Below are 6,226 nucleotides of genomic sequence, written 5' to 3' on the forward strand. Positions count from 1 at the left end.
CTTATGTCTACAGGGCTGATCTAGCTTCGCAAACGCATACTGGGAACATAGCCCATCCTTCTGGATATTTGTTCGCCGCTCTCAACCACTTTGGACAGGATGATCTCTTTACTCGATTGAACCTGGTTTGTTGGCCCTGCACAACTGATCGCCCCAACCACTCTTCCGGAATAATTGAAAATCGGTACAGCATAACAGGAAAGCCCAATCTCCCCTTCTTCATTATCCGTAGCCCATCCTCGCAGACGAGTGCGGCTCATTTCCTCATGAAACAATTGTCGATCGGTAATGGTGTTGATCGTTTTTCCTTCCATGCCTTTATCCTCAAGAATGCGATCCAGCTCTTCCATCGAGAATGTGGAAGCGATTGCTTTGCCGAGGCCTGTACTATGAAGTGGACGCCGCGATCCCAGTTGAGCCGAAGTGCGGATCGAATTCGTCCCTTCTACTTTGTAAAGATATACAATCTCTCCTTCGTTATAGACGGCCAAAAAAGCGGTTTCCCCGGTCATTGTGGAGATTTCCCTCAAATAAGGAGCAGCGGCGTCGACAATTTCAATGTTGATCAAGCCAGTAACCCCGATCTCGATCAGTTTCAAACCGAGTGCGTATTTTTCTGTATTCGGCTCCCATTCTACGTATCCCCGTAATCTTAATGTTTCCAAAATTCGATGGACTGTGCTTTTGGGTAACTCGACCTTCTGTACGATTTCCGCCAAGGATATGCTGCTCTTGCAGTTCGCCAGCAATTCAAGCAGGATTAATGCACGCTCCACACTTGAGTTTGTTTGAGCCTCTCCATCTTGCTTAACAGACACCATCTTCTCCCCCTTTCAATAAAACGCTTTCATTAACGATTAAAAAATAGTTGCATGCTGGGCATACAGTTCCTCACGATGAATATTGTCCTAAATTAGGATAACGGGACATCGTTCCATTATTATGATGTAAGTTCATAATAACGGGATGCCATTTCACTTGTCAATGGAAATGTTTTCAATCAAAAAACAGGCTTCTTAATGGCAGTTGCTGCTGGCCATCATGAACCTGTTTGATCTATTCCCCCCGGCGATTGTGTTCCGCCCCATCAATGGTATCATAACAATCATATGGACTATTCTTAATGGATTGAGGGAACCTAAACGATGTGGAAACCTGACCGACAGAGCAAAAAACCGCTATATGCCCAAATAGCGGATCATCTGGAACAGCGCATATCCTACGGCGAGTTTCCGCCCGGCAGTCTGCTGCCTTCCGAGCGCAAATTGGCAGAGCAGTTGGACGTGAACCGGAGCACCGTCATTCTAGCCTTCTCCGAGCTTCGCTCTATGGGCATTATTGAAGGGAGATCCGGCAGCGGAACACGGGTCACTATGACCAAATGGGGAGCGACGCCCAAACATACGCCGAATTGGAAACGATATGCGGAAGGGGGCAATTTTTTACCCAATCTGCCGTTCATGAGGAGGATTCGGGAAGCGCTGGCGCAATCTCCATCCCTGATTGATTTCGCCAGCGGAGAGCTGTCTGCGGATCTAGCGCCAAGCGAAGAAATATCAAGCCTGATGAGTCGCCATGAGTATACCGCCTATCTGGGCTACGACCATCCTCAAGGCTACGTTCCGCTCAGAGAGGTGCTGGTCCCCTATCTGGGCAAGCATCGGCAGATCCATACGACCGAATCATCCATCCTGATCACATCAGGTTCACAGCAATCCCTATATCTCATTACCCAATGCCTGTTGTCCCCAGGTGACGCCGTGGCAATCGAGGACCCGTCTTATTCTTACTCTCTTCCGATGTTCCAATCCGCCGGCCTCAGGCTGTTCCGTCTGCCCGTTGACCGGGATGGCGTATGCCCAGAGGATATACGCACCTTGTATAGACGGCATCGGATCAAGATGGTCTTCCTGAATCCGAACTACCAGAATCCTACGGGTACCGTACTCGGCATGGAGCGCCGCAAGCGTCTGCTGGAGCTGGCGAGCGAGCTCGCGCTTCCCATCGTGGAGGATGACCCCTTCAGCCTCACTTCATATGCAGGCATGCCGCCAGCACCGCTGAAATCCATGGATTCGACCGGTTCCGTGCTCTATATCGGGTCTTTTTCCAAGATTGCGGCATCCGGTCTGCGCGTAGGCTGGATGGTTGCGCCGAATGCCATAGTAGAGAGGCTGGCGGATGCCAGACAGCAGATGGACTTTGGCTTAAGTGTTATTCCTCAGCAGGTCGCCGCCCAGTTTTTGAAATCCGATTATTTCGAGCCTCATCTGGCGCGGCTGCGGATGCAATTGCAATTCAAACGTGACTTGCTGATCGCTGCTCTGGAAAGGGAGCTTCCGGGTATGATTTCCTTCACAGCGCCGGAGGGTGGATTACATCTGTGGTGCAAGCTGGCACCGGAGGTCCATGACGGCAAGCTGCTGGAGGAATCCATCCGCAGAGGCGTAGTATTCGTGCCGGGCAGCGTATATGGCTCCGATTCCGGCTATGTCCGTTTCACTTTCGCCCGGGCCAAAGCCGATGAAATCAACTCCGGCATATCCCGATTCGCAGAAGCGCTGCGTGCCTTGCTTGCGGAAACGAATCCCTAAATCGAACTAACCGCCGGGCTCTTAGCCCGGCGGTTTCATATATCGGAGCGTGGCCTCCATCTTAAGCCTGCTCTTATAGCCATATTAAGATAGCCGCTACGATAATAATACCGACAACGTAGATGACGCCAAGTCGCAGCCATTTGCGCCCGGTCTGCTGGGAGTAGCGCGGGTCCTCTACCTTGTTGCTTGCAGAGCGGCCGATCCATATGGTCGAGATCAATCCAACTGCCATAACCAGAATAATAATGAGGTACAACCATTCCATAATTATCACCTGCCTATGAATGATTATACTGCCATTATAAAGAGACCTTACCCTTCGCACACCCGCCATTGCAGGATTGTTTCTACCATCCATTTGGAGAACCGAAAAGACTGCCCTACATTATACAAGCGGAAGCTCAACATGTACTTCCGTTCCAGCATAAAGCTTGCTTCTTACATCGATACTGCCCTCAAAATGATCCGTCAGCTTCTTGACCATAAACAACCCGATTCCTTGACCGCTTTTGTCCGTATTCATCTTCTCATATTTGCGGAACAGCTTCTCCAGCTGTTCATTCGTCATGCCGACGCCTTTATCTCTAACATCGAATTGCAGCATCCCTTCCCGGACATTGGCATGCACCGATACGGATGAACCTTCGTGGCTGTATTTGATCGCATTGCTAATGAGATTGGACACAATGAGCTTGAAGCCGATACTGCTACCATAGATCTGCGCCTCCTGCACGTCAATCTCGGCGTGGCATTCCACACCTTGCGTGCGTGCCTTTGTCGTCATCATGTGCAGCACCTCATCCAGAAGCGGCTTCACGTTGACCGCTTCCTTCTGCCACAGCGTATCTGTCGAGAGAAGTTGCTCCGTATTAATAATATGGGCGATTTCATGATCGATTACGTCCACATAGTCGACAATCGCTTGCAGCTTGCGCATATGATCTTCGCCCATCTCTGTTCGCGGATTAAGCATGAGCATCGCATACGCCCGAATTACCGTAAGCGGATTGCGAACCTCATGCGATACGGCATGGGCAAAATCAAGCTTTTGCTTATACAGATCCATCTCCGACTGCATCTCCATATGAACGGCAGGAGACGGAATGATGACCGATCGTTTGCTATCCCGGTAAAACATAGAGGGAGCGAGAGAATCATCTGTCATAAAATATTCATGCGATCGCATCATCTCATTCTGAACATGAGCGGGTATCGTCTTGGCGTCATAAGCACATACCCCCAGCATCTGAGCGTTCAGTATGGAAGAATCACAGCGGTCCTCATACATCAGAAGCTGTTCCTCCATGTTTCTGTTCTCATCCCACGGCAAGTGGCCCCAAGACCGGATTGCTCTGGGATTTTGCTGCAAAGGGGCAAACAGTTTCGCAAAGTTGTTCATCACATCGGACACAAGCAGCTTGCCGTGCTCATAATAAAAGTCGATATGATTGACATAATGAATCCGTTCCAAGGCTTCGCTTCCAACGCGACTGGCGAGTGAATGTAACACTTCCAGGTAATTCGGTTCGCTATCGATGAATACGACATGTTCGTCTTGAATAAGTCCGTTGATGAGAAATGATGTGGCGTTTTTAATATAGGCATCATGATCCGTATAATAATAGAGAATATGTGCTCCATTGGTCACGTCGACTTGATCCATCAGAGATATCGTATTAGGGATCATCTCAAACTTCCTTCGCATTTAATGTTGTTATTCTCCTATCTCATTCTACGTGTGGACACTCTTCCCTTTATTGCCAACCAAAAAGACATAAAAAGATTGAAAAATTCATATTTATTTCTATTTATTTCAATAAAATGAAATTATATTGTGGAGATTTTATTGCTTTAGTTCTCTATTGCAATTCCTGCTGGTCGTCATAATGAGAATAGAAGAAGAAGCAGGCATGAGGAGGACCCGTAGTCCTCCGCACCTGCTTCTTGCCAACTTTCGTATTGCCGAATGACTTAATCGGTTTCGTTGTCTGTGTACAGCCTCATCAACAGCGCAATTGATTCCGAGCGCGTGATGTTCGCTTGCGGCATATACTGGTTCGCGCCGCGACCGCCGATTATCCCTTCAAGGCGGAGTGCCTCGATCGCTGCCTTGGCCCATGACGGAATGCTGCTATCATCCGCAAAACCGGTGCTTGCCGCGCTGCCTTTACCAATGCCAAGCGCTCTGGCAATGATGACGGCAGCTTCAGCTCGAGTGATGGATTGGTTCGGACGGAAGGTACCGTCATCATACCCTTGTACCCATCCCAGCTCCAGCGCTTGAGCGGTTGCATGCTCCGCCCATGAGCCTATCGATGCTTGATCCGTAAATTCATGAGTGGTGCCGCTCCACTTAGGTTGCAGCAGCTTCACCAGCATGACGATAAACTCTGCACGGGTAACGGATTGATTCGGCCGGAAGGTTTGATCTGGATAACCATTCACCAGTCCCAAGGCCACCGCTTGCTTAATCTGATTCTCAGCCCAATGTCCTGCGATATCAATCAGTTCCTTGAGCGGCGGCTCTGGCTCGGATGCTTTGCGCTGAATGTTCAGTCTGTATACGCGCTCTGTTCCATCTTCCGCAATGATGGTAATAGTAAATTTGTTTTCACCTGTTTGCAGCTTCCATAGTTTTCCGTTAATCTCTTTGCCATCCTGGAGCACCGTTGCCTTCGCTCCTTGATGCGCGAACTCGAAGGTAATCTCCAGTTCCTCCGCTTCTGTCTCGATGGTGTAATCGGATATGGACGCCGAGAAAGCAGGAACAAGCTCGATACGGCTGTTGCCGGCCATAATGATTAATTGCTTAAGTTGGTTATTGCTGGACCGCTCCGGCTCAGCAGACGGGCCGCCTGGATTGGTTGGTCCAGGCTTGATGACAGAATCATCATAGACAGCCATGGCCTGCTGCAAAACAGATGCAGCTGCGTCTATCGCTACCTGCAGGGAGTCGGTCTTATCTACTTCCGCTTCAGCCGTAACTATAGCCATTGTCAGCGCGGTTCGAGCACTTGCTGGGTATGTTCCGGGACGCGTACCTTCTCTGGTATCCGCTAAACGCTTCTTCGCTGTCTGAATTTGTTCAAGAAGAACTGTTTTGTCCGCCAATGTGACAACTTCAACGGATAAGCCTATGCTCTCTCCCGCGTCATTATATGCTTTTACCATAAACGTATAGCGAACGCCAGAACCGAGACGGTCGACAAGATAGCTGTTCTCTTGTCCGGCTGCGATTTCGGCCAACGGTTCTGGATCGTTATTCAAATAAATGCGATAACCCGTTACACCGGAGTCAGCCTTTGCTTCCGGCCAAGTAAGCTTCAGGGCTGTATCTGTCACTTCCGATACCTTGGCTTCGCCGCTCGTCCATATCGGTGCGTCGGGCTGAGGCACCTCCGAAGCTCGGTACGTTGTGAGCGCAGCGTTCAGATCGGTTCGTGCTTGTTCTACTTGGGCAGCCGTCGCCTGCGCGTTTGAAGCTATAGCTTTTGCTGCCGTGATCGCTTGGCTCAATGCTGCTCTAGCACTTGCCGGGTATTGGCCTTGGTTGGTTCCTTCCTCTGTCGAGGACAGTTCCGCTTCGGCTTCCGCAATAACTGCGTTCAGCGAGTCTTTACCCGCTTCCG

General features: G+C 49.9%; 5 protein-coding genes. 1 reads left to right on the forward strand and 4 read right to left on the reverse strand.

Annotated elements, in window-relative coordinates:
* Positions 1-20 precede the first annotated feature (20 nt).
* Positions 21-821 (reverse strand): IclR family transcriptional regulator, encoded by an 801-nt coding sequence (locus ACFVSO_RS19935; RefSeq protein WP_387476797.1) that lies wholly within the window; start codon positions 819-821, stop codon positions 21-23.
* A gap of 324 nt (positions 822-1,145) precedes the next feature.
* On the opposite strand from ACFVSO_RS19935, the gene pdxR reads away from it, so the two are divergent.
* A complete protein-coding gene (pdxR, locus tag ACFVSO_RS19940; RefSeq protein ID WP_387476799.1) occupies positions 1,146-2,594 on the forward strand; it encodes a MocR-like pyridoxine biosynthesis transcription factor PdxR in 1,449 nt (482 codons plus the stop codon).
* 73 nt (positions 2,595-2,667) lie between these two features.
* On the opposite strand, the gene ACFVSO_RS19945 is transcribed toward pdxR, so the two are convergent.
* The 3 genes from ACFVSO_RS19945 to ACFVSO_RS19955 form a co-directional block, all read right to left on the reverse strand.
* Positions 2,668-2,862, reverse strand: a complete 195-nt coding sequence (locus ACFVSO_RS19945) for a hypothetical protein (protein ID WP_387476801.1) — start codon at positions 2,860-2,862, stop codon at positions 2,668-2,670.
* A 120-nt stretch (positions 2,863-2,982) separates the two neighbouring features.
* Positions 2,983-4,302: an ATP-binding protein gene (locus ACFVSO_RS19950; RefSeq protein ID WP_387476803.1), complete on the reverse strand. Its 1,320-nt coding sequence runs from the start codon at positions 4,300-4,302 to the stop codon at positions 2,983-2,985.
* A 266-nt stretch (positions 4,303-4,568) separates the two neighbouring features.
* Positions 4,569-6,226: S-layer homology domain-containing protein (locus tag ACFVSO_RS19955; RefSeq protein WP_387476805.1), on the reverse strand; the 1,658-nt coding region annotated here is incomplete at its 5' end.

This window comes from Paenibacillus sp. NPDC057967, from assembly GCF_042887015.1.
Taxonomy (GTDB): Bacteria; Bacillota; Bacilli; order Paenibacillales; family Paenibacillaceae; genus Pristimantibacillus.

What these genes read in the sequence shown, in the direction of transcription:
- ACFVSO_RS19935 (WP_387476797.1), bottom strand. Translation starts at nt 821, where the DNA reads ATGGTGTCTGTTAAGCAAGATGGAGAGGCTCAAACAAACTCAAGTGTG.
- pdxR (WP_387476799.1), top strand. Translation starts at nt 1,146, where the DNA reads ATGTGGAAACCTGACCGACAGAGCAAAAAACCGCTATATGCCCAAATA.
- ACFVSO_RS19945 (WP_387476801.1), bottom strand. Translation starts at nt 2,862, where the DNA reads ATGGAATGGTTGTACCTCATTATTATTCTGGTTATGGCAGTTGGATTG.
- ACFVSO_RS19950 (WP_387476803.1), bottom strand. Translation starts at nt 4,302, where the DNA reads ATGCGAAGGAAGTTTGAGATGATCCCTAATACGATATCTCTGATGGAT.